General features: G+C 60.4%; 24 protein-coding genes. 12 read left to right on the top strand and 12 right to left on the bottom strand.

What is annotated here, in order from left to right; genetic code table 11:
• Positions 1 to 91: 91 nt before the first annotated feature.
• The 4 genes from alr (at position 92) to AC3IT9_RS28390 (ending at position 4,606) form a co-directional block, all read left to right on the top strand.
• Complete coding sequence (alr, locus tag AC3IT9_RS28405; RefSeq protein ID WP_489271504.1) at positions 92 to 1,165, top strand: alanine racemase; 1,074 nt, start codon at positions 92 to 94, stop codon at positions 1,163 to 1,165.
• Between the two features lie 128 nt (positions 1,166 to 1,293).
• The gene (locus AC3IT9_RS28400; RefSeq protein WP_008023455.1) at positions 1,294 to 1,842 is read left to right on the top strand and encodes a cupin domain-containing protein; all 549 of its coding nucleotides are present in this window, start codon (positions 1,294 to 1,296) and stop codon (positions 1,840 to 1,842) included.
• A 182-nt stretch (positions 1,843 to 2,024) separates the two neighbouring features.
• The gene (locus tag AC3IT9_RS28395) at positions 2,025 to 2,444 is read left to right on the top strand and encodes a c-type cytochrome (RefSeq protein ID WP_150725225.1); all 420 of its coding nucleotides are present in this window, start codon (positions 2,025 to 2,027) and stop codon (positions 2,442 to 2,444) included.
• Positions 2,445 to 2,683: 239 nt separating this feature from the next.
• Positions 2,684 to 4,606, top strand: coding sequence for an acetyl-CoA hydrolase/transferase C-terminal domain-containing protein (locus AC3IT9_RS28390; RefSeq protein ID WP_489271503.1), 1,923 nt, complete (start codon positions 2,684 to 2,686; stop codon positions 4,604 to 4,606).
• 130 nt (positions 4,607 to 4,736) lie between these two features.
• On the opposite strand, the gene AC3IT9_RS28385 is transcribed toward AC3IT9_RS28390, so the two are convergent.
• Entirely contained in the window at positions 4,737 to 5,309 is a 573-nt protein-coding gene (locus tag AC3IT9_RS28385) for a xanthine phosphoribosyltransferase (protein WP_046038985.1), read from the bottom strand.
• 55 nt (positions 5,310 to 5,364) lie between these two features.
• A complete protein-coding gene (rep, locus tag AC3IT9_RS28380) occupies positions 5,365 to 7,374 on the bottom strand; it encodes a DNA helicase Rep (RefSeq protein ID WP_150724906.1) in 2,010 nt (669 codons plus the stop codon).
• Between the two features lie 264 nt (positions 7,375 to 7,638).
• On the opposite strand from rep, the gene AC3IT9_RS28375 reads away from it, so the two are divergent.
• Positions 7,639 to 9,312: a putative bifunctional diguanylate cyclase/phosphodiesterase gene (locus AC3IT9_RS28375; protein WP_489271502.1), complete on the top strand. Its 1,674-nt coding sequence runs from the start codon at positions 7,639 to 7,641 to the stop codon at positions 9,310 to 9,312.
• A 109-nt stretch (positions 9,313 to 9,421) separates the two neighbouring features.
• On the opposite strand, the gene AC3IT9_RS28370 is transcribed toward AC3IT9_RS28375, so the two are convergent.
• The gene (locus tag AC3IT9_RS28370; RefSeq protein WP_489271501.1) at positions 9,422 to 10,816 is read right to left on the bottom strand and encodes a NorM family multidrug efflux MATE transporter; all 1,395 of its coding nucleotides are present in this window, start codon (positions 10,814 to 10,816) and stop codon (positions 9,422 to 9,424) included.
• 158 nt (positions 10,817 to 10,974) lie between these two features.
• On the opposite strand from AC3IT9_RS28370, the gene AC3IT9_RS28365 reads away from it, so the two are divergent.
• Both AC3IT9_RS28365 and AC3IT9_RS28360 read left to right on the top strand, forming a co-directional pair.
• On the top strand, positions 10,975 to 11,895 hold the full coding sequence (locus AC3IT9_RS28365) for a LysR substrate-binding domain-containing protein (protein WP_150724909.1): 921 nt from the start codon (positions 10,975 to 10,977) through the stop codon (positions 11,893 to 11,895).
• Positions 11,896 to 11,987: 92 nt separating this feature from the next.
• Complete coding sequence (locus tag AC3IT9_RS28360) at positions 11,988 to 13,202, top strand: aldose 1-epimerase family protein (RefSeq protein ID WP_489271500.1); 1,215 nt, start codon at positions 11,988 to 11,990, stop codon at positions 13,200 to 13,202.
• 39 nt (positions 13,203 to 13,241) lie between these two features.
• Here AC3IT9_RS28360 and AC3IT9_RS28355 read toward each other — a convergent pair whose 3' ends face one another.
• Both AC3IT9_RS28355 and AC3IT9_RS28350 read right to left on the bottom strand, forming a co-directional pair.
• Entirely contained in the window at positions 13,242 to 14,735 is a 1,494-nt protein-coding gene (locus AC3IT9_RS28355) for a YifB family Mg chelatase-like AAA ATPase (RefSeq protein WP_489271499.1), read from the bottom strand.
• A gap of 173 nt (positions 14,736 to 14,908) precedes the next feature.
• Complete coding sequence (locus AC3IT9_RS28350; RefSeq protein ID WP_191628019.1) at positions 14,909 to 15,079, bottom strand: hypothetical protein; 171 nt, start codon at positions 15,077 to 15,079, stop codon at positions 14,909 to 14,911.
• 201 nt (positions 15,080 to 15,280) lie between these two features.
• Between AC3IT9_RS28350 and AC3IT9_RS28345 the strand changes: the two genes are divergently transcribed.
• Positions 15,281 to 15,544, top strand: coding sequence for a HigA family addiction module antitoxin (locus tag AC3IT9_RS28345; RefSeq protein WP_489271498.1), 264 nt, complete (start codon positions 15,281 to 15,283; stop codon positions 15,542 to 15,544).
• Positions 15,545 to 15,556: 12 nt separating this feature from the next.
• Here AC3IT9_RS28345 and AC3IT9_RS28340 read toward each other — a convergent pair whose 3' ends face one another.
• Together AC3IT9_RS28340 and AC3IT9_RS28335 are read right to left on the bottom strand one after the other, a co-directional pair.
• A complete protein-coding gene (locus AC3IT9_RS28340; RefSeq protein ID WP_489271497.1) occupies positions 15,557 to 16,075 on the bottom strand; it encodes a BRO-N domain-containing protein in 519 nt (172 codons plus the stop codon).
• Between the two features lie 432 nt (positions 16,076 to 16,507).
• Positions 16,508 to 16,768 carry an accessory factor UbiK family protein gene (locus AC3IT9_RS28335; protein WP_150753861.1) on the bottom strand — a complete coding sequence of 87 codons (261 nt, stop codon included), beginning with the start codon at positions 16,766 to 16,768 and terminating at the stop codon, positions 16,508 to 16,510.
• Between the two features lie 419 nt (positions 16,769 to 17,187).
• Here AC3IT9_RS28335 and glnK point away from each other — a divergent pair, with 419 nt between their 5' ends.
• The 4 genes from glnK (at position 17,188) to sutA (ending at position 19,960) form a co-directional block, all read left to right on the top strand.
• On the top strand, positions 17,188 to 17,526 hold the full coding sequence (gene glnK, locus AC3IT9_RS28330) for a P-II family nitrogen regulator (RefSeq protein ID WP_002555808.1): 339 nt from the start codon (positions 17,188 to 17,190) through the stop codon (positions 17,524 to 17,526).
• A gap of 35 nt (positions 17,527 to 17,561) precedes the next feature.
• Positions 17,562 to 18,899 (top strand): ammonium transporter, encoded by a 1,338-nt coding sequence (locus AC3IT9_RS28325; protein ID WP_056726351.1) that lies wholly within the window; start codon positions 17,562 to 17,564, stop codon positions 18,897 to 18,899.
• Positions 18,900 to 19,112: 213 nt separating this feature from the next.
• On the top strand, positions 19,113 to 19,538 hold the full coding sequence (locus AC3IT9_RS28320) for a secondary thiamine-phosphate synthase enzyme YjbQ (RefSeq protein WP_150753862.1): 426 nt from the start codon (positions 19,113 to 19,115) through the stop codon (positions 19,536 to 19,538).
• Between the two features lie 101 nt (positions 19,539 to 19,639).
• Positions 19,640 to 19,960, top strand: coding sequence for a transcriptional regulator SutA (gene sutA / locus AC3IT9_RS28315; RefSeq protein WP_108217207.1), 321 nt, complete (start codon positions 19,640 to 19,642; stop codon positions 19,958 to 19,960).
• A gap of 185 nt (positions 19,961 to 20,145) precedes the next feature.
• Here sutA and AC3IT9_RS28310 read toward each other — a convergent pair whose 3' ends face one another.
• Genes AC3IT9_RS28310 through lysA form a run of 5 tightly spaced genes read right to left on the bottom strand, consistent with a single transcriptional unit; the run spans position 20,146 to position 24,573 of the window.
• Positions 20,146 to 20,853 (bottom strand): HAD family hydrolase, encoded by a 708-nt coding sequence (locus tag AC3IT9_RS28310; protein WP_150724916.1) that lies wholly within the window; start codon positions 20,851 to 20,853, stop codon positions 20,146 to 20,148.
• Positions 20,850 to 21,749 carry a tyrosine recombinase XerC gene (xerC, locus tag AC3IT9_RS28305; RefSeq protein ID WP_150724917.1) on the bottom strand — a complete coding sequence of 300 codons (900 nt, stop codon included), beginning with the start codon at positions 21,747 to 21,749 and terminating at the stop codon, positions 20,850 to 20,852. Before xerC ends, AC3IT9_RS28310 begins: the two co-directional genes overlap by 4 nt.
• Before the next feature lie 2 nt (positions 21,750 to 21,751).
• Entirely contained in the window at positions 21,752 to 22,477 is a 726-nt protein-coding gene (locus tag AC3IT9_RS28300) for a DUF484 family protein (RefSeq protein ID WP_150724918.1), read from the bottom strand.
• Positions 22,478 to 22,490: 13 nt separating this feature from the next.
• On the bottom strand, positions 22,491 to 23,321 hold the full coding sequence (gene dapF / locus AC3IT9_RS28295) for a diaminopimelate epimerase (RefSeq protein ID WP_150753864.1): 831 nt from the start codon (positions 23,319 to 23,321) through the stop codon (positions 22,491 to 22,493).
• A gap of 4 nt (positions 23,322 to 23,325) precedes the next feature.
• Complete coding sequence (gene lysA, locus AC3IT9_RS28290; RefSeq protein ID WP_489271496.1) at positions 23,326 to 24,573, bottom strand: diaminopimelate decarboxylase; 1,248 nt, start codon at positions 24,571 to 24,573, stop codon at positions 23,326 to 23,328.
• Positions 24,574 to 24,581 lie beyond the last annotated feature (8 nt).

Here is a 24,581-nt window from a genome sequence, read left to right as displayed (position 1 = left end):
AGACAGATCCCTCTCCCGGTGCTGTTGGCGGTTCACGCCGTCAGCCAGCATCGGTTTTTCTTCCCGATAACCCGACCAGAAGTCTGCCGCCATGCGTCCTGCCCGTGCCCTGATCGACCTTCAAGCCCTGCGCAACAACTACCGAATCGCCCGTGAGCTCACGGGGGCCAAAGCCCTCGCGGTGATCAAGGCCGATGCCTATGGCCATGGCGCGGTGCGTTGCGCCCAGGCGCTGGAAGCCGAGGTGGACGGGTTTGCCGTGGCGTGTATCGAAGAGGCGTTGGAGCTGCGGGCGGCGGGCATTCGTGCGCCGATCCTGCTGCTGGAAGGTTTTTTCGAAGCCGATGAGCTGGCGCTGATCGTCGAGCATGATTTCTGGTGCGTGGTGCATTCACTGTGGCAGCTCGAAGCCATCGAGAAAGCGGCGTTGAGCAAGCCGATCACCGTGTGGCTGAAGCTCGATTCGGGCATGCACCGCGTTGGGCTGCACCCGGCGGATTATCAGGCGGCCTATCAACGGCTGCTAGCCAGCGGCAAAGTCGCGAAAGTGGTGCTGATGAGCCACTTTGCGCGTGCCGATGAACTGCACGAGCAGGCCAGTGCCGATCAGGTGGCGGTATTTGAAGCGGCGCGCAAGGGCTTGTCCGCCGAGGTCAGTCTGCGCAACTCGCCGGCGGTGCTCGGTTGGCCGCAGATTCCGAGCGATTGGGTGCGCCCGGGCATCATGCTCTATGGCGCCACGCCCTTCGAAGAAGCCAACGAAGTGGCATCGCGCCTGCAGCCGGTCATGACCCTGGAATCGAAAGTGATCAGTGTGCGCGAATTGCCGGCTGGCGAGCCCGTCGGTTACGGCGCCAAATTCATCACCCCTAAACCGATGCGCATTGGCGTCGTGGCCATGGGTTACGCCGACGGCTACCCGCGTCTGGCACCGACCGGCACGCCAGTGCTGGTTGCCGGGCAGCGCAGCCAGTTGATCGGCCGGGTGTCGATGGACATGCTCTGTATCGACCTGACCGATGTGCCGCAGGCCGGCCTCGGTTCGACCGTCGAATTGTGGGGCAAAAACATCCTCGCCAGTGATGTGGCCATGGCTGCCGGCACGATTCCTTACCAGATTTTCTGCAATCTGCGCCGAGTGCCACTGCTCTATTCCGGGGCTTAGTGCGCAGGGCTCCAGACCGGAAGTCGCCTGGCTGAGCAGGATTCAGGTCAAGGTGTTGTAAATACTGAACGCTGTCGCCATGATAACGCTCACTATTCCAACAATCCTGAATCCTGGAGGCGCAAGCTTTGGACGTCGGTGAACGACTGCAATCCATCCGTAGGCTCAAAGGCCTTTCCCAACGTGAGCTCGCCAAACGGGCGGGGGTCACCAACAGCACGATTTCGATGATCGAAAAGAACAGCGTGAGCCCTTCGATCAGTTCGCTGCGCAAGGTGTTGGGCGGGATTCCCATGTCCATGGTCGAGTTCTTTTCCGAAGAAATCCTGCAGGAAAAACCGACCCAGATCGTCTACAAGGCCAACGAGCTGATCGATATTTCCGATGGCGCGGTGACCATGAAACTGGTCGGTCGGGCGCACCCGAGCCGGGCTATCGCATTCCTCAATGAAATCTATCCGCCAGGCGCCGACACCGGTGACGAGATGCTCACCCATGAGGGCGAGGAAACCGGCATCCTGGTCGAAGGAAAGCTGGAACTGGTGGTCGGTCTCGAAACTTTTGTCCTCGAAGCCGGCGATAGCTACTACTTTGAAAGTACCAAGCCACACCGTTTCCGTAATCCGTTCGATGTGCCGGCGCGACTAATCAGCGCAGCCACGCCGGCGAATTTCTAAGAAAAGAGGCGTCCTGCCAGCATCGCAGAGGCGCCCGGGCTGTTTTTCCGTTGCGGCCTAAGACCCCTCCGACTTTGGGGTTGTTTCAGTGCGACGGGCTTACCGCTATACTTGCGCCCGCCTGCGAACCGTGGCCGTAGGCGTGACTAGCCACCATTGAGGGTGAACGCGTGAACCTAATTATGAAAATGCTGGCTGCACCAGCAACCGTATTGGCCCTATGGGCTGTCAGTGTCAGCGCTCAGGCTGCGACCAACGACGAAATTGCCAAACGCCTTGAGCCAGTTGGCCAGGTTTGTGTTCAGGGTAAAGAGTGCAAGGGCATGGAAGTGGCCGCTTCGGCCGGCGGCGGTGGTGGTGCCAAGGCGCCTAAAGATGTTATTGCCAAACATTGCAACGCTTGCCACGGCACCGGCCTGCTGGGCGCGCCGAAAATCGGCGACAAAGCGGCCTGGAAAGAACGCGCCGATCACCAGGGCGGCCTCGACGGCATCCTGGCCAAAGCCATTACCGGCGTAAACGCGATGCCGCCTAAAGGCACCTGCGCCGACTGCTCCGACGACGAGCTCAAGGGCGCCATCAAAGAGATGTCCGGTCTGTAACCAGCCCGCCTCTTTCGCAAAAAAGCCGCTTTCGAGCGGCTTTTTTGTGCCTGTGATTCAGCAGACGCCGTAAACCCCTGTGGGAGCGAGCTTGCTCGCGATGGCGGTGTATCTGGCAACGATGTGTTGATTGATCGTCCGCTATCGCGAGCAAGCTCGCTCCCACAGGACTGGTCATTGCAGCCAAGACCCGGCAAGCTCGGTCCAAGCCCAAGTCATGGAACATGAGGGAGGATCCGATGGTTCAGCTGTGCTCTATCGAACAGGCAGTCGATGACGTCCTGGCACGGTTGCCAGCGCATATCCACATGGGACTGCCTCTGGGGTTGGGCAAACCCAATCACTTCGTCAACGCATTGTATCGGCGAATCGCACAGTCGCCCGAGCGACGGCTGACGATCTACACCGCGTTGTGCCTGGGGCGCCCGCCCTTGGGCGATGGTCTGCAAAAGCGATTTCTCGAACCCTTTATCGAACGGGTCTTCGGCGACTATCCGGAGCTGGAATTTCTCGCCGACCTGCGTCGCGATAGTCTGCCGGGCAACATCCACATCCAGCAGTTCTTCATGCAGCCCGGCAGCCTGCTCAGCAGTGCCACGGCGCAACAGGATTACGTCAGCAGCAATTACAGCCATGCGGCGCGGGACATCAATGCCGCCGGATTGAATCTGGTGGCGCAGCTGGTGGCCAGCCATGCCGAGCATCCCGACCGCGTGAGCCTGAGCTGCAACCCGGACATCACCCTCGACCTGCTGCCGATGATCGCCAGGCGCCGCGCCGCCGGAGAAACCATCCTGATGGTCGGCCAGGTGCACAACGATCTGCCTTACATGCCCGGCGATGCGGAACTCGGCATCGACACCTTTGACCTGTTGATCGATGAGAAGGACAACACCACGCTGTTTTCCACGCCGAACATGCCTGTGGGGTGTCAGGACCATTTCATCGGCCTGCACGCCAGCACCCTGGTGCGTGACGGCGGCACCTTGCAGATCGGCATCGGTTCCATGGGCGATGCGCTGACGGCGGCGCTGCTGGCGCGGCAAGCCGACAACGACGGATACAGGGCTTTGCTGGCAGACGTAAACCTCAGCCACTGGGCGCAACTGATTGAGCGCGAAGGCGGCATCAAACTCTTCGCCAAAGGCCTGTATGGCTGCAGTGAAATGTTCGTCAATGGCTTGCTGGTGCTGGCCGATGCCGGGATCGTGCGGCGCAAGGTTTATCCGGACGTGGCGACCCAACAGCAGGCAAATGCAGGCACCCTCGACGAGGCTGCGCAAACCGATGGCATCTCGGTGCACGGCGGTTTCTTTCTCGGCCCGCGCAGCTACTACGAACGCTTGCGTGAGTTGCCGCAGAGCAAGCGGCTCGAATTCAACATGACCCGCATCAGCTACATCAACGAGCTCTACGGCCAGGAAGAACTCAAACGCTTGCAGCGCCTCGATGCGCGGTTCATCAACACCGCTTTCACCGTGACCTTGCTCGGTGCCGCGGTGGCCGATCAGCTCGAAGACGGGCGTGTGCTCAGCGGCGTAGGCGGGCAGTACAACTTCGTGGTGCAAGGGCATGCGCTGCAAGGCGCACGCTCGGTGTTGCTGCTGCGCAGCTGGCGTGAGTCTGGCGGTGACATCAGCTCGAACATCGTCTGGGAGTATGGTCACTGCACGATTCCCCGGCACTTGCGGGACATCGTGGTCACCGAATACGGCATCGCCGATCTTCGCGGCAAAACCGATGCGGCGGTGATCGAGGCCTTGCTCAACATCAGCGACTCGCGTTTTCAGCCGGGATTGATCGAGCAGGCGCAGAAAGTCGGCAAACTGCCCAATGACTTCCGTCTCGATCCGCGCTTTACCGATAACAGTCCGCAGCGTTTACAGGCGATTCAGGCACGGCATCCACAGCTGTTTCCGGAGTATCCGCTGGGCTGTGATTTCACCGAGGTGGAGCAGGATCTGTTGCGGGCGCTGAACTGGCTCAAGAGTAAGTTCAAGCTGAGCGAGGTACTGGACCTGGGCAAGGCAGCGCTGGATGCGCCGGAGCCTGCGTTGTTCCAGGAGCATCTGCAGCGCATGCAACTGGCCAACCCGGAGGGGATGAAGGAGGACTTGTATCAGCGGTTGCTGCTCACAGGCCTCAAGGCGACTGCGCAGTAACTGGCCACCGAAAACAACTGTGGGAGCGAGCTTGCTCGCGATAGCGGCCTGACAGACAACATTGATGTTGAATGTGATGGCCTCATCGCGAGCAAGCTCGCTCCCACAGGGGATGTGCGTTGTCGCGGCTTTATTCGATAAAGGTCACGACACCATCGGCCAGCGATTTCACGCGGGCCAGCGACTCTACGCGATAACCCTGCGAATCCAGCTCCGCACGCCCACCCTGGAACGACTTCTCGATCACGATACCCAGGCCCGCCACGGTGGCGCCGGCCTGCTTGATGATCGAAATCAGTGCCTGGGACGCCTTACCGTTGGCCAGGAAGTCATCGATGATCAGCACGCGGTCGCTGCTGGTCAGGTGGCGCGGGGAGATGGCCACGGTGCTTTCGGTCTGCTTGGTGAACGAGTACACGGTCGCCGACAGCAGGTTTTCGGTCAGGGTCAGGGACTGGTGCTTGCGGGCGAAAATCACCGGCACACCCAGGTTCAGACCGGTCATGATCGCCGGGGCGATACCCGAGGCTTCGATGGTGACGATCTTGGTGATGCCCGAATCCTTGAACAGCGTGGCGAATTCGTCGCCGATCAGCTTCATCAGGGCCGGGTCGATCTGGTGGTTCAGAAAGGCGTCGACTTTCAGGACCTGGTCGGAAAGCACGATGCCTTCTTCGCGAATTTTCTTGTGCAGTGCTTCCATGAAGCTGTCCTCTTTTGGCGCCTGTGCGCCGAAGGTCATATAAAAGTGGTCAATTCTAGCGCTTTAACATCGCGCGTATATCCGCCAATGCGTTGTTGCCCCGCACGGCTTTGACTTCGGTCGGTGTGTCGTCGTTGCCTTCCCAGGCCAGATCGTCCGGCGGCAGCTCATCGAGGAAGCGGCTCGGTGCGCAATCGATGATCTCGCCGTACTGCTTGCGCTTGGCGGCGAAGGTGAAGGCCAGGGTCTGGCGCGCGCGGGTAATGCCCACGTAGGCCAGGCGACGTTCTTCTTCGATGGTGTCGGCTTCGATGCTGGAACGGTGCGGGAGGATTTCCTCCTCCATGCCCATGATAAACACGTAGGGGAATTCCAGGCCCTTGGACGCATGCAAGGTCATCATCTGCACGCCTTCGGCGCCGTCTTCCTCTTCCTGCTGGCGCTCGAGCATGTCGCGCAGGACGAGTTTGCCGATGGCGTCCTCGACGGTCATCTCGCCTTCTTCGTCTTTTTCCAGGGTGTTTTTCAGCGCCTCGATCAGGAACCAGACGTTACCCATGCGGTAGTCGGCAGCCTTGTCGCTGGAGCTGTTGGTGCGCAGCCAGTTCTCGTAGTCGATGTCCATGACCATGCTGCGCAGGGCCGAGATCGGGTCTTCGCCGGCGCACTGCTCGCGCACCCGGTCCATGAAACGCTTGAAGCGCGACAGGCGATCGGTGAAGCGGCTGTCCAGATGCTCGCCCAAACCCATCTCGTCGGTGGCGGCGTACATCGAGATCTTGCGCTCGGTGGCGTAGTTGCCCAGCTTCTCCAGCGTGGTCGAACCGATCTCGCGGCGCGGCACGTTGATCACCCGCAGGAACGCGTTGTCGTCGTCCGGGTTCACGATCAGGCGGAAGTAGGCCATCAGGTCTTTTACTTCCTGACGCCCGAAAAAGCTGTTGCCGCCGGACAGGCGATACGGCACCTGGTGATGCTGTAACTTCAGCTCGATCAGCTTGGCCTGGTAGTTACCGCGATACAGGATCGCGAAATCGCTGTACGGGCGGTCGGTGCGCAAGTGCAGGCTGAGGATTTCCATGGCCACGCGCTCGGCCTCGGCATCCTCGTTGCGGCAACGGATCACGCGGATCTCGTCGCCGTGGCCCATTTCACTCCACAGCTGTTTTTCGAATTCGTGGGGGTTGTTCGAAATCAGCACGTTGGCGCAGCGCAGGATGCGGCTGGTGGAGCGGTAGTTCTGCTCCAGCATCACCACTTTCAAGGACGGGTAGTCGTCCTTGAGCAGCATCAGGTTTTCCGGGCGAGCGCCGCGCCAGGCGTAGATCGACTGGTCGTCGTCGCCTACCACGGTGAACTGGTTGCGTTTGCCGATGAGCATTTTCACCAGCAGGTATTGGCTGGCGTTGGTGTCCTGGTATTCGTCGACCAGCAGGTAACGCACCTTGTTCTGCCACTTTTCCAGGATGTCGGCGTGCTCTTCGAACAGCTTCACCGGCAGCAGGATCAGGTCGTCGAAGTCCACCGCGTTGAACGCCTTGAGCGTGCGCTGGTAGTGGGTGTAGACGATGGCGGCGGTCTGTTCCTTGGGGTTGCGCGCGTTTTCCAGGGCCTGGGCCGGCAGGATCAGGTCGTTTTTCCAGGCGCCGATCATGTTCTTGATCTCGTCGACGCCGTCGTCGCCCGAGTATTCCTTCTGCATGATGTCGGTCATCAGGGCCTTGACGTCGGTCTCGTCGAAGATCGAGAAGCCCGGCTTGTAGCCCAGCCGCACGTGCTCCTTGCGGATGATGTTCAGGCCCAGGTTGTGGAACGTGCAGACCGTCAGCCCGCGACCTTCACCGGCACGCAGCAGGGTGCCGACCCGTTCCTTCATTTCGCGGGCGGCCTTGTTGGTAAAGGTCATGGCGACGATGTACTGGGCGCGAATGCCGCAGTTCTGGATCAAATGCGCGATTTTGCGCGTGATCACGCTGGTCTTGCCGGAGCCTGCACCGGCGAGCACCAAAAGAGGGCCGCCGACGTAGCTCACGGCTTCTTGCTGCCGGGGATTGAGTCGGGACATAGGTGAATTCAGGAGTCAGTCACAAAATGGGCCGGCATTTTAACAGGCTCAGCGAATTGTGCTGCTCTGTCCGACTTGTGACGTACCACGCTATCTGTAATCGCCGGTTTTGTTACTTTCACGCAGGATGCGCAACGGATTTGCGGCTAATGTTCGTAATTCCGGATACAAAGGGCTCGTTTTGCCAACTGATGTCATTGTCATTGATCATCGGAACGGCATAATGCCCGTCGCCTACATCTTTGCAGAGTCTAGGGAGCTAGCTTGTCTACGCCTGTCGAACCCTTGCGTTTGCTGCTACTGGCTGAAGAGCCAGCGTGGGCAGCGTTGTTGCGCGAGTGTCTGGTTCCTATGGGGAGCTCGGCCGTTCTCATCAGCGCGCCGAGTTGGGAGTCGGTCAGCAGCCTGTTCGATGACAACCGCAGCGCGGTGTTATTGACCATCCCGCAACTTCAACCGGCGCCGGGCCGTTGCAGCCTGCCGACGGTGTTGCTGCTCGACCATGAACCGCTGACCCCGCCCGACGGTGTGAGTGACTGGCTGGTGCGCGATCTGCTTGATTCCGGCATGTTGCGCCGCTGTCTGCGCCATGTGCGCGAGCGGGGCGTCCTGGAAAACACTCTGCAACGCCTGGCCGAGCAAGATCCGCTCACGGGCATCGCCAACCGCCAGGGCTTCCAGACCCTGCTGACGGCGCGGCTGGCGGAAAACGACGGTCGTGGTCTGGCCCTCGGTCATCTCGACCTCGACAATTTCCGTTACGCCAACGATGCCCTCGGCCATCAGGCCGGTGACCGCCTGATCTTGCAAGTGGTGGCGCGGCTCAAGTGCCAGCTTGAGGTCGGCGATCAACTGGCGCGCCTGGGCAGTGATGAATTCGCTCTGCTGATCGACACCCGTCGCGCTCCCCAGCGTGCCGAGTGGATGGCCGAGCGCATCAGCGAAGCGCTGGCCGAACCTTATTGGGTCGATGGCGAAAGCCTGCTGATCGGTTCCAGTCTGGGCATCGCCTACGCCCGGGCCCAGACCGATGCGGATCCGCTGATGTGGCATGCACACATCGCCATGCAGCAGGCCAAAAGCACGCAGGGCTGCACCTTTCACATTTTCAACGAACGCATCAATCGCAATGCCCGCAGCATCGCCGACCTCGAAACCGAGCTGCGTCGAGCACTGCGTCGCGATGAACTGGAATTGCACTACCAGCCACGGCTGAACCTCGAAGACGGGCAGATCGTCGGCCTCGAAGCGTTGGTGCGCTGGCGGCATGCCGAGCGCGGCTTGCTGCCACCGAGTGAATTCGTGCCGCTGGCCGAGCAAAGCGGCCTGATCGTGCCGCTGGGCTACTGGGTGATTTCCCGGGCCTTGCGCGACATGCAGGCGCTGCTTGAACTGGGTTTGCCGCCGTTGCACATGGCGATCAACCTGTCGTTCCGGCAGTTCCAGGACAGCCAGTTGCTGTCGACCCTGAGTCGCCTGATTGCCGAGCGCGGTGTCGAGGCGCAGTGGCTGGAGTTCGAACTGACCGAAACCGCCGTGATGCGCCGCAGCGATCTGGTCAAGCAGACCATGGACGCCCTTGGGCGCCTCGGGGTGCGCTTCTCCCTCGACGACTTCGGCACCGGGTTCTCGTCGTTCGTGCACCTCAACAGCCTGCCGATCACCTTGCTGAAGATCGACAAGAGCTTTGTCGGCGGTATGGAACAGCGTGAGGAAAACCGCAAACTGGTCCACGCGATGATCAACCTGGCGCACAACCTCAACCTTGAGGTGGTCGCAGAAGGCGTGGAAACGCCGGAGCAACTGGATCTGCTGCGTGGGTTTGAATGCGATCAGGTGCAGGGATATTTGATCAGCATGCCATTGCCGCTGGCCGAGCTGGTGGAGTATCTGACGTTTGGCTCCAGTCGGCAGCCGGTGCTGGAAGTCGTGAGCTAAACCCCATAACAAATGTGGGAGCGGGCTTGCTCGCGAAAGCGGTGTTTCAGCCAATATCAATGGTGACTGATAGTCCGCATTCGCGAGCAAGCCCGCTCCCACAGGGAATTCACTCTGCTTGAACTGCCTCGAATCGTTGTGACACCGGCTCCCGCCGAATCATCCGCTTCATCTTCCACTCAAACCCCAGCGTCAGGCTCACCGCTGCACACGCCAGCCCCAGCGCCAGGCCCCACCAGACACCCGTTGGCCCCCAGTCCAGGTGGAACGCCATCCACCACGCCGCCGGTGCGCCAATCAGCCAATAGCAACCCAGACCGACGAGGAAAGTGGTCTTGGCATCCTTGAGTCCGCGAATGCAGCCCATGGCAATGGTTTGCACGCCGTCGAACAGCTCGAACCATGCCGCCACCGCCAGCAGGCTCACGGCCAGGTTGATGACATCGCGAAACGCCGGGTCGTTGTGGTCGAGAAACAGGCCGACCAACTGGTTTGGCAATAGCCAGAAGACCATGGCGAAACACAGCATCGCCGCCGCCCCGAACGCAATGCCGACCCGCCCGGCCAGCCGAGCATCCAGCAGTTGCCCGGCGCCGTAGTGCTGGCCGATGCGCATGGTGATTGCGTAGGAAATACCTGCCGGGACCATGAACGCCACCGAGACGATTTGCAGGGCGATCTGGTGTGCGCCCAGTTGCGTACTGCCCATGGTGCCCATGCACAGCGCGGCGAAGGCAAACAGACCGACTTCCACCGCGTAGGTACCGCCAATCGGCAGGCCCAGGCGCCACAGCTCCTTCAGGTACTGGCGGTTCAGCCGCGACAGGCCCTGGCGCAGCGGATAGGCCTCATAAGCCGGATGCCGACGAATGTGCCACGCCAGCGCAAGTGCCATGAGGTTGGCGACAATCGCCGTGACCAACCCGATGCCCGTCAGCCCCAGTTTCGGCAGGCCGAACATCCCGGTAATCAGCGCATAGTTGAGCAAGAAGTTGGCGACCGTACCGCCGAGGCTGATGACCATCACCGGTGTCGCACGACCAATGGCGCTGGTGAACCCGCGCAGGGCCATGAAGCTCAGGTAGCCAGGCAGGGCGAACGGCAGGAAAATCAAAAACTGCCCGGCCGCATGGACGTTGCTTTCGGTCTGGCCGAACAGCAGCAACACCGGTTTGAGGTTCCACAGCAGCAAACCGGCGACCAGCGCCATCAGCCACGCCAGCCACAACCCGGCCTGGGTCAGCCGGGTAGCCCCGACAATATCGCCGGCACCCTGACGGATCGCCACCAGCGTACCTACCGCTGCGATCACGCCAATGCAGAAAATCGACACGAACGAGTAGGTCGCCGCACCGAGCCCGCCACCGGCCAACGCTTCGGGACTCAGGCGCGCCATCATCAGGGTGTCGGTGAGGACCATCAACATGTGCGCCAACTGCGAGGCAATCAGCGGCCCCGCCAGCCGCAGGATGGCCCAGAGTTCAGTACGTGCTGGATGCTGCATGGTCATCACGCTCGAATATCAGAGAGAACAGGAAAGCGTCGATTCTCGGCGCTCTGCGCGGTTTGCACAAAGGGATAAATAGGATGGATGGCATGATTAAAACTCATGCTGGAGAGTTTCTGCTAGGGTGGGCGAAACCCGCAGTAGGAGCTTTCCCAATGTCCCGTCGTCTTCCTCCCTTGTATGCCCTGCGCGCATTCGAAGCGGCGGCGCGGCACAGCTCGTTTACCCGCGCGGCCGAAGAGCTGTCGATTACCCAAAGTGCGGTCAGCCGACATATTCGTACGCTCGAAGAGCATTTTGCCTGCCGCTTGTTTCACCGCAGTGGCCGTAACCTGCAATTGACCGAGTCGGCCCGTTTGCTGTTGCCGGGCATTCGCGAAGGCTTCACCGCCCTGGAGCGCGCCTGCAATACCTTGCGCGCCGAAGACGACATCTTGCGCATGAAAGCCCCGTCGACCCTGACCATGCGCTGGTTGCTGGCGCGCCTCAGTCGCTTCCGTCATCTGCAACCGGGTAACGAAGTGCAACTGACCAGTGCGTGGATGGACATCGATTCGGTGGACTTCAACGACGAACCGTTCGACTGTGCGGTGCTGCTGGGTAACGGACATTTCCCGCCGGACTGGGAGGCGAGTTACCTGTTCCCCGAGGAATTGATCCCGGTCGGGGCGCCCAACCTGCGGGGCGACCAGCCCTGGGATGTCGAGCGTCTGGCCAACACCGAGTTGCTGCACCCGACGCCGGACCGCCGCGACTGGCGCAATTGGCTGGAACGCATGGGGCTGGCCGATCAGGTGTCGCTCAAGGGCGGACAGGTGTTCGATACCCTGGAACTGGGCATGATCGCCGCCGCGCGGGGTTATGGCGTGTCCATGGGCGATTTGCTGATGGTGGCGGAGGATGTGGCCCAGGGACGCCTGAGTTTGCCGTGGCCAACCGCCGTCGCCAGTGGCGAGTGTTATTACCTGGTATGGCCGAAAACCCGGCCCGGCGGCGAACGCATGCGCCGGCTCAGTGACTTTCTGCAAAACGAAGTCCGGTCCATGGAATTGCCGGATGTCGTGCATCTGAGCTGAACGATGAAGCCACCGATGTCTCGACTTTTATGCTTGCTGAAACGTTTCATCAGGTCTATAAAAATGGCACAACTCCAAGAAAGGCTATTGCCATGACCCCACTCAAACTTTTCGTTGCCCTCAGCGCACTGTCCGCTGCCTCCCAAGCCCTAGCCTGGGATTACGTCCTGCTCGACACCGACAAAGCCGCCCAGAACTGGCAAATCACCAGCCAGCAACTCGGCGTAAAAATCGACAAACCTTTCAGCGTGACCCTGCGCACCTTGCACGGCGGTCGGCAGGAAGGCGTCAGCATCGTCGACATCGATAACGGCACGATGAAACTTTCGGTAGTTCCAACTCGCGGCATGAACGTCCTGCAGGCCTCGGTCGGTAACGTGCGCATGGGTTGGGATTCGCCAGTCAAGGAAGTGGTCAATCCGTCCTTCATCGAGCTCAACGGCCGTGGTGGCCTGGGCTGGCTGGAAGGCTTCAATGAACTGGTCACCCGCTGCGGCTACGAATGGGTCGGCCATCCCGGCATCGACAACGGCGAACTGCTGACCCTGCACGGTCGCGCTGCCAATATCCCGGCCAACAAAGTCACCCTGCACATCGATGAAAAACCACCGTATGCCATCAGCCTGCGCGGCGAGCTGAAAGAGCAGGCTTTCAAGAAAGTCGACTTCTCGGTCGCGACCGAACTGGTCACCGAGCCCGGCAGCGTAGCGTTCGCCCTCAACGACACCCTGACCAACAACGGCGACTATCCAAAGGAATACCAGGCGCTGTATCACAGCAACTTCAGCACCCCATTCCTGGAGCAGGGCGCCCGCTTCGCCGCGCCGGTGAAACAGGTGTCGCCGTTCAACGATAAAGCCAAAAGCGATTTGCCGGACTGGCAAACCTATCGCGCACCGACCAAGGACTACGACGAAACGGTTTACAACGTAGTGCCGTACGCCGATGCCAAGGGCGATACATTGACCGTCCTGCATAACAAGGCCGGCAGCCTGGGCGTCTCGGTCGGTTTCAACACTCAAACACTGCCCGTGTTCTCCCTGTGGAAAAACACCGATACCCAAGGGCAGGGCTATGTCACGGGGCTGGAGCCAGGCACGAGTTTTTCCTACAACCGCCGGTATCAGCGGCCACTGAACCTGGTGCCAATGATTGGGCCGAAGGAGCAGAAGCAGTTCCGCATCAGCTACGCCTTGCTGGCGGATAAGGCCGCTGTGGATAAGGCGCTGAAGCAGGTGAGCGAAATTCAAGGTGGGCGGGAGACTGAGGTGCGGCAGACGCCGTTGGTTGACCTTACCAAGGGTTGATTTTCGCCATCTTTCCGAAAAGCCGCTTACAAATTTGGGCTACTGGCTTGTTGGCCGATATTGCAGCGCTTCGGCCAAGTGCTCGCGTCTGATCTCATCGACTTGTTCAAGGTCCGCAAGAGTGCGCGCTACTTTGAGCAGTCGATGGGCCGCTCGCAGTGACAAGGTCAGTCGTTCACACGCCGTCTCCAGCCAGGTTTCGTCTGTTGTGGATAACTTGCAGTGTCTGCGCAAGCCCGGCAAGTCGAGAAAGGCATTGGCACAGCCTTGGCGCTTTTGTTGCCGTTCTCGTGCGTCGGCAACCAACTCGGCGGCGGTGGCAGTGTCGTCGCCGGGTTTTAACGCAGGATTCAATGCCGTGGCTTCGCGAGCAACCGTCAGGTGCAGATCAATACGATCCAGCAGTGGCCCCGACAGTTTGTTGCGATAGCGCTGAACCATGTCCGGCGTACAGGAACAACGACCACTCGGTTCGCCAAGATATCCACAGGGGCAGGGATTCATCGCGGCGACCAGTTGAAAGCGCGCCGGGAAGCGTACGCGGTCCTTGGCGCGGGAAATCACGATGTGGCCGGATTCCAGTGGCTCTCTCAACACCTCCAATACCTTGCGATCAAATTCCGGGAGTTCATCGAGGAACAGCACGCCATGGTGAGCGAGGGTGATTTCGCCCGGTTGTGGTTTCGAGCCACCGCCCACCAGTGCCGGTCCTGAGGCGGAATGGTGTGGTTGTCGGAAGGGGCGCTGTGGCCAATGGCTCAGTGGCACACAACTGGCGACGGATTGAATCGCTGCGACCTCCAGTGCTTCGTTTTCGGCCAAGGGTGGCAACAGCCCTGGCAATCGGCTCGCCAGCAGTGTCTTGCCCGTACCCGGTGGCCCGCTGAACAGCAGGTTATGCGCACCCGCTGCCGCAATCAGCAGCGCACGTTTGGCCGCCATTTGCCCCTGAACCTCATTCAAATCGGGATAGGGTTTGCTGGCGTAGAGCAAACCGTTGGAGGCGTAGGGTTCGATGGGCGTGTGGCCATTGAAATGCGCGACCGCTTGAAGCAGATGATCCACCGCAATCACCTTCAACCCCGACGCCAGGCAAGCCTCCTCGGCATTCGCCTGCGGCACCATCAACCAGCGCCCGGCCTTGCGCGCCGCCAATGCCGCCGGCAGCACCCCGCGGACCGGTCGCACGGCACCGGAAAGCGCCAGCTCCCCCAGGCACTCCACGTCATCCAGCGTCAGCGTCGGCACCTGCACGCTGGCCGAGAGAATCCCCAGGGCAATCGCCAGATCGAACCGCCCGCCATCCTTGGGCAAATCCGCTGGCGCCAGATTCAGCGTGATCCGACGCGCCGGAAATTGCAGCCCCGAATTGATGATCGCGCTGCGCACCCGGTCCTTGCTTTCCTTCACCGCCGCTTCGGGCAGGCCGACCATCGTCAGCGAGGGCAGACCGTTGGCCAGATGGACTTCGACGGTAACGGCGGGCGCATCCACGCCAATCTGGGCGCGGCTGTGGACGATGGAGAGGGACATGGTCGTTCCTTGAAATTACGGGGAGCCGCTTCCTGCGGTTTTTCAAGGGTAGTCAGGAGATGAGTATTTCGCGTGGCGTGAGAGAAGGTGAATTTTCGCAGGATGTTGCGAGCCGTCGCCAGGCGGGCGGGCAGAAAAAAACCGCCATTCAGGCGGTCCTTTGGTAGACAGTTTCAGGCTCTTTTACCGGCAAGTAAGCCCGGAGGTTCAAGGTCTTTGCCGTGAGCCGCAGCGACATCAAGAAATCGTTGTTGATTGGCTGAAATATTACCAGCTAGTCGAAGCGCTTCAGCATGATACTGAACGATGAGCAACAGCCTGGCTTTTCGCTTTTTGTGAATCATGGACCTCCTGTGCCTAGGAGTTAGATTGACGATGCGAAAAGCGTAAAGAAAAGGGTGAGGACTGATAAATCAGGCTGGAGAGCCGCTTTTTGTAGGACCGCGCCGAGAAAGATGAAGGACTTCGGTGAAAGAGCGTGGATGGTCTTGCCGGGTGAAGGTTGCTGCTTATGATCTCGCTGAATGCAGCCTTAGGAGGCGTGAATGAACAGGAATGGGATGCGCCCGATTCATCCTGGCGAAATACTCAGCGAGGCGTTTTTGAAGCCACTGGGCGTTACAACCGATGCTCTGGCTCGCTCGCTGAACGAGCCAGAGGCGGAAATAAGCGATGTTGTGAATCAGCGGAGCGGTGTCAGTGTTGGTCTGGCGCAAAAGCTATCCATCGACCTGAACACCACACCCGATTTCTGGCTGAATCTGCAATCGACCTACGAGTTGCGCTCAGCCCAGATCGAGCGTGGTTGAACGTTAAAATGTTCAAAGCGACTGCAAGACACGTGAAGCCCGCTTCCACCACGGTTTTACCGGGCGTCTTGCCTGATCCTGCTCTGTCATCATCTGCGGCACATCCTGCAACCGAATCCATGGCTGGTTGTTCCAGTGCAGCAGGCTCAACGACATTTCCGGCCAGTTGAGCAGGCTCAGTTGCGGGCGTTCGGTTGTGGTGGGGTATTGGGCATCTCGCAGGGCGGGAACAACTTCGTGGGTGAGCCATTCGCGTAAGGCTCGGTATTCGGGGCAGTAGTGATAGACCAGCAAGGCGTAGACGCCGGATTCGCTGATCAGCAGGGTGTTTTCGATGTGGCCGTGGATGAGGGTTTTGGCTGTTTGGTATTGGTCGGGGTCGAGTTTTCGGACTTGGCGGTCGTTGAGGTAGATGCGTAGAAGTCGCCCTAGGTCGCGGGCGCTGAACCAGGGTTGGTTTTGTATTAGTAGGGCGTGGAGGTGGAGTTTGTGGCGGGTGAAGACATGAGGGATTAGATAGCTTTCTTCCATTTTGCAACTCCGGATGCGTATGAAGGAAGCTGCCTCTGTTCGTCGCCAAACGAAAGGGTGGCAGCTGCGCGCGGGTTGGCGAACCGGTGCATCCGGACAAACCGGCAGACCTGAAGGTCTCCCACGCACAGCCGCCATAATTCGAGATGGGATAATTCCCTGAATCGAATGTGGTCGCGGTGCGTCGGATGCTATCCAGGTCGCCAAACCCAGTGCTGAGCATTCAGCTGGGGATGAGCTTAGAGACCGGATACCTAGCGACGCAATCGGACGGCGGTGTGATGTTTGTAGGACGTTGCCGGGATTGTTGCGGGGCTGAAGATCAAAAGATCGCAGCCTTCGGCAGCTCCTACAGATGAAGCGCAAGGTCGTTCCGACCTTCAATCGCGAGCAGGCTCGCTCCCACAAGGGGACTGCATTTCACATCAGAATTTATTCGGTTGGCGGATTCAGCTTCGCTTCCAGCTCAGCCACCTTCACCTCAAGGCTCTCCAACCGCGCCCGGGTGCGCGCCAATACAACCATCTGGCTATCGAATTCTTCCCTACTCACCAGATCCAGTTTGCTGAAGCCGCTCTGCAGCAACATTTTGAACTGGCTTTCGATTTCGGCTTTCGGCAGAGGCGTGTCGCCGCTGAAAAGTCGGGAGGCGGTGCCGGTCAGGGCGTCGAGGAAGTCTTTTGGCGCGAGCATGGGCAATGTCCTGGAAACAATGACGGGCAGTGTATCACGCAGTGTCTATAGTCATTTGCGCAGGCGAAGGGCGCACGCTTTTCGCGCATGGGGACGGACGGCGTCGCACCGTTATTGTGCGTAACCAGGCGAGTGTTGTTGCGATATGGCAGACATCTGCCAGCAAAAGATTGAAAACTATGAGTTTTGTGGAGATGGCAAGGTTTCTGCTTAGATGCTGGTGACCCATGCACTGATGCAGTCGCTGTGACGAATGCAGTGCGCCAAGCGAAACACGGGGAGTGCTTCGTCAGGAGCGGTTAGCTGGCGTCGAACGGGCAGGTAAGGCCGACGATGCGTTACAAAGCCAGGCACTGCGCTTAGACTTGAGTCGGGTTTGTTTTCCTGGGGCAAGTCCACCAATTCGGGAGAGAGTTTTCATGAAGCTAGTCACTGCCATCATCAAGCCGTTCAAGCTGGACGACGTACGCGAGTCGCTGTCCGAGATCGGCGTGCAGGGCATTACCGTCACTGAAGTCAAAGGCTTTGGTCGGCAGAAGGGTCACACCGAGCTGTACCGCGGCGCGGAATACGTGGTCGATTTCCTGCCCAAGGTGAAGATCGACGTCGCCATCGACGACAAGGATCTGGACCGGGTAATCGAGGCCATCACCAAGGCGGCCAACACCGGCAAGATCGGTGACGGCAAGATCTTCGTGGTCAATCTGGAACAGGCGATTCGCATCCGTACCGGCGAAACCGATACCGACGCAATCTAAGCCGCCACAAACCCAACGCCCCAGGAGAAAACAATATGACTCTGCGTAAATTCGCAGGGCTAGGAGCCCTGTTGTCCATCGTAATGCCCAGCCTTGCTCTGGCGGCAGACGAAGTGGCGGCCCCAGTCCTCAACTCCGGCGACACCGCCTGGATGATGACCTCGACAGCCTTGGTGCTGTTCATGACAATTCCCGGCCTCGCGCTGTTCTACGGCGGCATGGTCCGGTCGAAAAACATTCTTTCCGTGATGATGCAGTGCTTCGCCATTACCGGTCTGATCAGCGTCCTGTGGGTCATTTATGGCTACAGCATCGCGTTCGACACCACGGGCATGGAGCAGGGCGTCGTCAACTTCAACTCGTTCTTCGGCGGCATGGGCAAGGCATTCCTCGCCGGCATAACGCCAGCCAGCCTGACCGGCCCTGCGGCGCTGTTCCCTGAGGCGGTGTTCGTTACCTTCCAGATGACCTTCGCGATCATCACCCCGGCGCTGATCGTCGGTGCGTTCGCCGAGCGGATGAAGTTCTCCGCGATGCTGGTGTTCATGGGCATCTGGTTCACCCTGGTGTATGCGCCGATCGCGCACATGGTCTGGTCCGGCAACGGTGGCCTGATGTGGGACTGGGGCGTGCTCGACTTCGCCGGCGGCACCGTGGTGCACATCAACGCAGGTGTAGCAGGTCTGGTTGCCTGCCTGGTGCTGGGCAAGCGCAAGGGTTTCCCGACCACGCCGATGGCGCCGCACAACCTCGGTTACACCCTGATGGGCGCGGCCATGCTGTGGGTCGGCTGGTTCGGTTTCAACGCCGGTTCCGCCGCTGCGGCCAACGGCACCGCCGGCATGGCGATGCTGGTGACTCAAATTGCTACCGCTGCTGCTGCACTGGGCTGGATGTTTGCCGAGTGGCTCACCCACGGCAAGCCTAGTGCACTGGGCATCGCTTCGGGCGTGGTTGCCGGTCTGGTGGCAATCACCCCGGCTGCCGGCACCGTTGGCCCGATGGGCGCGCTGGTAATCGGTCTGGCAGCTGGCGTGGTGTGCTTCTTCTGCGCCACCACCCTCAAGCGCAAGCTCGGCTATGACGATTCCCTGGACGCCTTCGGCGTGCACGGTATCGGCGGTATCCTCGGCGCAATCCTGACGGGTGTGTTCGCTGCTCCGTCCCTGGGTGGCTTCGGCACCGTGACCGACATCGCCGCACAAGTGTGGATTCAGTGCAAAGGCGTAGGCTTCACGGTGATCTACACCGCGATCGCCACATACATCATCCTCAAGGTGCTGGATGCGGTCATGGGCCTGCGTATCAACGAAGAAGAAGAAGCGGTCGGCATCGATCTGGCGCTTCACAACGAACGCGGCTACAACTTGTAAGCAAGCGTATAAAAACCTGCCCGGCTTGCCGGGCATTTTTTTGTCTGGAATTTGTCATTGAAGGCTGAGCTGAAAGGTTTTTTCCTACAGGTTTTACGATGTTTACGTCGGGTGTTTTTGTGCGGCCAAAGGCTTACAGGACTGAAGGAATATTAGGGCCTTTGTTTTTTCCCAGAGCGCGCTAGAATGCGCCCCGAACGTGCGGAGAACTGTATGTGGCAACAGACTCTGATTACCTTGCGGGCGAGGCCCCGGGGCTTTCATCTGGTAACGGACGAGTTACTCGCCGGCTTGCCTGAACTCAAGGCGTGTCGGGTTGGTCTGTTGCATTTGTGGCTGCAGCATACCTCGGCGTCGTTGACCATCAACGAGAACGCCGATCCGGCGGTACGTCGCGACTTCGAACGATTTTTCAATCGTCTGATCCCACAAGGAGCAGACGGCTATGAGCATAACGACGAAGGCCTGGACGACCTCCCGGCGCACTTCAAGGCCAGCGTGCTTGGCTGTCAGCTCAGTTTGCCGATTGCGGCAGGCCGGTTGGCGTTGGGAACCTGGCAAGGCGTTTATCTGGGCGAGCACCGTGATCATGGCGGTGCCCGTAAAGTCCTCGCCACCGTACACGGTGAAGAGGCATAGCCGCTGGTCAGCAGCGGCTGTTGAATTTTTTCCTGCAGCCTTCGACAGAGGGCAAAGCTGGGCTATAACTAATCTGCTTTTCGCAAGTCATGAGGTAGAACATGAGCGACGATGATCTGGAAAACGACGACCTCGAAGTAGGCGACGACGAAACCGAAGAAGGTCTGGAAGCAGCGGCGGAAGACGTCGCTGAAGACGACGGTGGTGATGCGCCGGTTCCGACCGCCAAAGGCAAGGCCAAGGCAGCGGTATCGGTCGATGAGCTGCCGAGCGTCGAAGCCAAGAACAAGGAACGCGATGCTCTCGCGCGGGCCATGGAGGAGTTTTTGGCCAAGGGTGGCAAGGTGCAGGAAGTGGAGGCCAATGTGGTCGCCGATCCGCCCAAGAAGCCGGACAACAAGTACGGCAGCCGGCCTATCTGAGCCTGCTACCCGCTTGCTGAAAAAGCCCGCCGTCGCTGCGGGCTTTTTCATGCCTGAATCAAAAATTTGAAACCTGTGGTGATCCCTGTGGGAGCGAGCTTGCTCGCGATGGCAGTAGACCAGACGCCGACATGGTGACTGTCAGTCCGCTATCGCGAGCAAGCTCGCTCCCACAGGTTTTTTCGTCAGGCCGACACCGAATTCCACCGCGCGAGCAACGCCGGCAAATCGGTCAGGCTGCGAATCTCCGCATCCGGTAACCGTTCGGCTTCCCAGACTTTGCCCGCCGGGTTGAACCAGATTGCCCGCATTCCCGCCTGCTGCGCACCGGCAATGTCATCGCCCGGATGATCGCCAATGTGCACCGCCGATTCAGCGGTCGCGCCACCGCGCTGCAAGGCCTCCTGGAACAATCGTGCGTCGGGTTTGGCGATGCCGATGTCTTCGGCGCACAGCGCAAACTTGAAGTAATCCGCCAGGCCCAGCCGGCGCACATCGGCGTTGCCATTGGTGACCACGCCGAGGGTGTAATGATTGGCGAGGATTTCCAGGGTCGGTTCGACCTCTGGAAACACTTCGATCTGATGCCGGGCATGCAGGAACACTTCAAAGCTCTTGTCCGCCAGGTCCGAGGCTTCGTCATGCCCATAACCGGACTCTTCGAGTGCATGGAACAGCACCCGCCGACGCAGGGCGCTGATGCGGTGCTTGAGGCCAGGCTCGTTGCTCAATACGCGCTCGCGAATGGCCCACAGATGCTCCACCGGCACAGCCCCAAGGTTGGGGGCGTGCTCGGTCAGCCATTCACGCAAAACGGCTTCGGCGCTGACGATTACCGGGGCGGTGTCCCACAGGGTGTCGTCGAGGTCGAAGGTGATCAACTGAATGCTCATGAATCGTCGCCCTTAATGCGTTTGGCCCGTGGGTGGGCGCTGTCGTAGACCGTGGCCAGGTGCTGGAAGTCCAGGTGGGTGTAGATCTGCGTGGTCTTGATGTCCGAGTGGCCGAGCAGTTCCTGCACTGCCCGCAGGTCCTGGGAGGATTCCAGCAAATGGCTGGCGAAGGAGTGCCGCAGCATGTGCGGATGCAGGTTCTGCCCCAGTTCGCGCTCGCCGGCAGCCTTGACCCGCACCTGGATCGCCCGGGGGCCGAGGCGGCGGCCTTGCTGGCTGACAAACACCGCATCGTCTGCCGGGTTGGTCATGGCTCTCAATGGCAGCCATTGCTCCAGGGCCTCGCGGGCCTTTTTTCCTACCGGCAGCAGGCGGGTCTTGCTGCCTTTACCGAGCACCTGGACCATGCCGTCAGCCAGGTCGAGCTGATCGAGATTGAGCCCCGTCAGCTCCGACAGCCGCAAGCCGGAGGAGTAGAACAGTTCGAGTATCGCCTGGTCCCGGCGAGCCAGAAAGTCATCCTCCACACCACCTTCCAGCAGTTGCAGGGCGCGGTCGGTATCGAGGGTTTTCGGCAGGCGGCGTTCGCCTTTGGGCGGTGCGAGGCCATTGGCCGGGTCGTGATCGCACAGGCCTTCGCGGTTCAGGTAGTGATAGAGCCCGCGAACGGCCGACAGCAATCTCGCTAGGCTGCGGGACGATTGACCCTGGGCGTGCAGGCGGGCAACCAGGCTACGCAGGCGCTGGATGTCCAGCGCCGTCCAGCTGCCGATATTCTGTTTGACGCACCAGCCCAGCACTTTATCGAGGTCGCGGCGGTAGGCCGACAGCGTGTGCGGCGACACCTGCCGCTCACTGCGCAGGTGTTCGCAGTAAGCGTCCAGTTGCCGTTCCATGTTCAGCGTACCGAGCGCAGTGAGTTGTTGACCCGTGGCAGCACGCGACCCATGACTTCAGCGATGTAGCTCAGGAACAAGGTGCCCACCGAGCTTTTGTAGTGCTGCGGATCACGGCTGGCAATGGCCAGGATGCCGTGGATGCCCTGGTGGCTGATGGCGACGACGGCGGTGGAACCGATCTGCTTGCGCTGTTCTTCGCCGAACAGGAAGTCCAGTTCATGCTCGCGCAGGCTGCCGCTGACGCTTTTGTCTTCCGAGAGCAAACCGCCGATGGCCACTTGTGCTTCGGCGTGGGTGACCCAACGGCCCACCGGCATGGCGTTGTCGCCGAGCAGGATGAGGCTGACGAAGGGCACCTGGAATTCCTGGCGCAGGCTGTCTTCGACGCACATCACTACGTCTTCCAGGCTGGCGGCATCCATCAGCGCCAGGATCAGGCGACGGGTCTTCTCGAACAGCCGGTCGTTGTCCCGGGCCACGTCCATCAAATGCGACAGGCGATGGCGCAGTTCAATGTTGCGGTCGCGCAGGATGGTCATCTGACGCTCCACCAGCGACACGGTATCGCCGCGCCGATGGGGGATGCGCAGGGACGGGAGCAGTTCTTCATGCTCGACGAAGAAGTCCGGATGAGCCTCCAGGTACGCGGCTACAGCCGCCGCCTCCAGGCTTTCGGACGGTGATTCGTCAGCTTGTCGTGCGGGTACCGGAGGCTTGTCGGTCATGGATTTCGCTCACTCAAAGACGCACTTGTCCTTCATATACGCGCACTGCCGGGCCGGTCATCATCACCGGTTGGCCAGGGCCTGCCCATTCGATGGACAAACGCCCGCCAGGCAGGTCGATCAATAGCGGCGAATCCATCCACCCCTGGCTGATCGCGGCCACTGCAGCGGCACAGGCGCCGGTTCCGCAAGCCTGGGTTTCCCCGGCTCCACGCTCCCAGACGCGCAACTGCGCGCGGCTCCGGTCGATGACCTGGAGAAAACCGACATTGACCCGTGCCGGGAAGCGCGGGTGATGTTCGATTTTCGGGCCCAGCTCATGCACCGGCGCGTTGTTGATATCGCTAACCCGCAGCACGGCATGGGGGTTGCCCATGGACACGGCGGCCAGATCGACCGGGGTGCCGTCGACGTCGACCTGATAACTCTTGGCCTGCTCCGGCGCCTGGAACGGAATATCCGCCGGCACCAGGCGTGGGGCGCCCATGTTGACACTGATCTGGCCGTCGTTACGCACGTCGAGCTCGATGATACCGCTCTTGGTCTCGACGCGGATCTGCCGCTTTGCGGTCAGGCGCTTGTCGAGCACGAAACGGGCGAAGCAGCGCGCACCGTTGCCGCACTGCTCCACTTCGGAGCCGTCGGAGTTGAAGATCCGATAGCGGAAATCCACGTCCGGATTGCTCGGCGCTTCAACGATCAACAACTGGTCGAAACCGATGCCGGTGTGCCGGTCGCCCCATTGCTTGGCATGCTTGGGCAGAATGTGCGCGTGCTGGCTGACCAGGTCGAGGACCATGAAATCATTGCCCAGGCCGTGCATCTTGGTAAAACGCAGCAGCATGGTTTTACTCCGGCAGCAGGCTTTCGCCAGCAAACAACTCGGCTACCGTTTCACGGCGACGCACTTCAAATGCCTGATCACCGTCCACCAACACTTCTGCGGTACGGCCGCGGGTGTTGTAGTTGGAACTCATGACAAACCCGTAGGCACCGGCCGAATGCACGGCCAGCAGGTCGCCTTCTTCCAGCGCCAGCTGACGATCCTTGGCCAGGAAGTCGCCGGTCTCGCAGATCGGGCCGACGATGTCGTAGGCGCGGGCAGCAGAGGTGCGCGGGCGCACGGCCGTGACGTCCATCCAGGCCTGATACAGCGCCGGGCGGATCAGATCGTTCATGGCGGCGTCGACGATGGCGAAGTCTTTGTGCTCGGTGTGCTTGAGGTATTCGACCTGGGTCAGCAATACACCGGCGTTGGCGACGATGAAGCGGCCTGGCTCGAACACCAGCGCCAGGTCACGACCGTCGAGACGCTCGCGCACGGCCTTGATGTAGTCGGCAGCCAGTGGCGGCTCCTCGTCCTTGTATCGCACGCCCAGGCCGCCACCGAGATCGATGTGGCGCAGGTAGATGCCGCAATCGCCGAGGCGATCGACCAGGTCCAGCAGGCGGTCGAGAGCGTCGATGAACGGCGGCAGGGTGGTCAGTTGCGAGCCGATGTGGCAATCGACGCCGACCACTTCCAGGTTCGGCAGCTGCGCGGCACGCACGTACACGTCTTCGGCGTCGGCGATGGCGATGCCGAACTTGTTCTCTTTGAGACCGGTGGAAATGTACGGGTGGGTGCCGGCATCGACGTCCGGGTTCACGCGCAGCGAAATCGGCGCGCGAACGCCCAGTTCGGCGGCGACCACTTGCAGGCGTTCCAGCTCGTCGGTGGATTCGACGTTGAAGCAGTGCACGCCGACTTCCAGGGCGCGACGCATGTCGTCACGGGTCTTGCCGACGCCGGAGAACACGATCTTGTCGGCGCTGCCGCCAGCGGCCAGTACACGTTCCAGTTCGCCACGGGAGACGATGTCGAAACCGGCGCCCAGGCGCGCCAGGACATTCAGTACACCCAGGTTGGAGTTGGCCTTTACAGCAAAGCACACCAGGTGCGGCATGCCGGCCAGTGCATCGGCGAAAGCCAGGTATTGGGCTTCGATGTGCGCGCGCGAGTAAACGTAGGTCGGTGTACCAAAGCGCTCGGCGATGGCAGACAGGGCAACACCTTCCGCGAACAGTTCACCGTCACGGTAGTTAAAAGCGTCCATGAGGTTCC

The organism is Pseudomonas sp. KH_046_1, assembly GCF_057839025.1.
This window is presented reverse-complemented; position numbering and strand designations above follow the sequence as displayed.